The sequence below is a fragment of the Pirellulales bacterium genome (assembly GCA_036499395.1).
Classification (GTDB): domain Bacteria; phylum Planctomycetota; class Planctomycetia; order Pirellulales; family JACPPG01; genus JACPPG01.
The window spans coordinates 1-1,510 of sequence record DASYDW010000032.1 but is presented as its reverse complement, the minus strand read 5'-3'; the positions used below and the strand labels follow the sequence as shown (position 1 = coordinate 1,510).

Sequence of the window (1,510 nt, the reverse complement as noted above, 5' to 3'; positions counted from 1 at the left end):
CGGCGGTGGATTTTGGGTTTGGCGGGAGGTATGGGCCGTTGTCGTTCGTGATCGCGCCGGAGGCGTTTCGGGCGGAGAATCAGGGGTTTGGGTTGCAGCCGTCTGCCCTGTCCAACATCCCCGTTGGGCTCGAAGGTGAATTCAGCGATCCGTTCTCACCGATCGAGATCGATCAGCCGCAGCGCTTCGGAACGAAGGCCTATCAGCGACTTGATCCGGGCCAGAGCACCGTCCGGCTCGATATCTGGCACTTGGCCGTCGGCGTCGGGACCGAAGATCAGTTTTGGGGCCCCGCCGTTACGAACCCCATTCTTCTTGGCAACAACGCGGCAGGATTCCGCCATCTATTCGCCGGTGTTCGAAGTCTGAACCTTGGCGTCGCACATCTCGACGCGAATGTGGTGTGGGGGCGGCTCGATCAGTCCTTCCTCATGCCCGACGTTCAAGGCACGCGGAAGCGGTTCATGTCTGGCCTCGTGGCGACCGCGACTATAAACGGGTTACCAGGACTCGAATTCGGATTCGGTCGATTCTTCGAAACGATTTGGCCGGACAGCGGGCTGACCCACGAGGATTTTCTTCGGCCGTTCAACGCCTTTTTCAAAGCGACCCGCGCGCAGCAGATTGGCGGTACCGGCGATGAGCCGGACAACCAGCTCGCGTCGATTTTCGCCCGATGGATGTTTCCGGGTGCCGGCGTCGAGATCTATGGCGAGTATGGACGCGAAGACTACAACGCGGACCTACCAGATCTCATCGGCGAACCGGACCACGACGCTTCGTACATGATCGGCCTGCAGCGTGTCTGGAAGCGGAAGAATGCACAGCTGATCGCGCTGCGTGGTGAGGTCCTTAACACCCGCATGACCAGCCTGAACATCGTGCGAGGTCAGGCCCCATTCTATGAGCACACTCCCGTCGCACAGGGCTTCACCGAACAAGGCCAAGTGCTCGGTGCTTTCGGCGCGCACGGCGGTGGCGCAGCGAACATCAGCGTTGACTGGTACCGCCCGGACGGCAAATGGACGTTCGAGTGGTCGCGTACCGCACTCGGCGAGCGCGTCGCCACTGGGCCGAATGGTCCCCAGGCCATTGGTTCGCTAACGGAAGTGATGCATGCGTTGAGCGCCGAGCGCCTGTTGTTCTGGGATCGCTACGCGATCACGCTGGGGCTCGATGAGGTGTTCAAGTTCAACGAGACGCCCAACAGTGTGGTCGGGAATACGCGCGTGAGAGCTGGGATAGCGCTTCGCTGAGCGCCACGCGTCTCCAGTCCATATAATCCGGCAATGCCAGCGATTTTCGTGACCGGCGGAGCAGGATTCATCGGCTCCGCTCTCGTGCGACAATTGATTGCCGAAACAGACGCGCACGTCGTCAACATCGACAAGCTGACGTACGCGGGAAATCTCGAGTCGCTCGGCGATGCGCTCGACAATCCTCGCCATCATTTTGCGCGCGCCGACGTCTGCGATTTTGCAATGCTTCGCGGGCTCTTCGCCGAGCATCG

Annotated in this window: 2 protein-coding genes; both read left to right on the top strand. The window is 60.7% G+C overall.

The features are described from left to right. Positions 1-1,256: capsule assembly Wzi family protein (locus VGN12_06420; protein HEY4309069.1), on the top strand; the 1,256-nt coding region annotated here is incomplete at its 5' end. A gap of 33 nt (positions 1,257-1,289) precedes the next feature. Continuing rightward, positions 1,290-1,510: NAD-dependent epimerase/dehydratase family protein (locus VGN12_06415; GenBank protein ID HEY4309068.1), on the top strand; the 221-nt coding region annotated here is incomplete at its 3' end.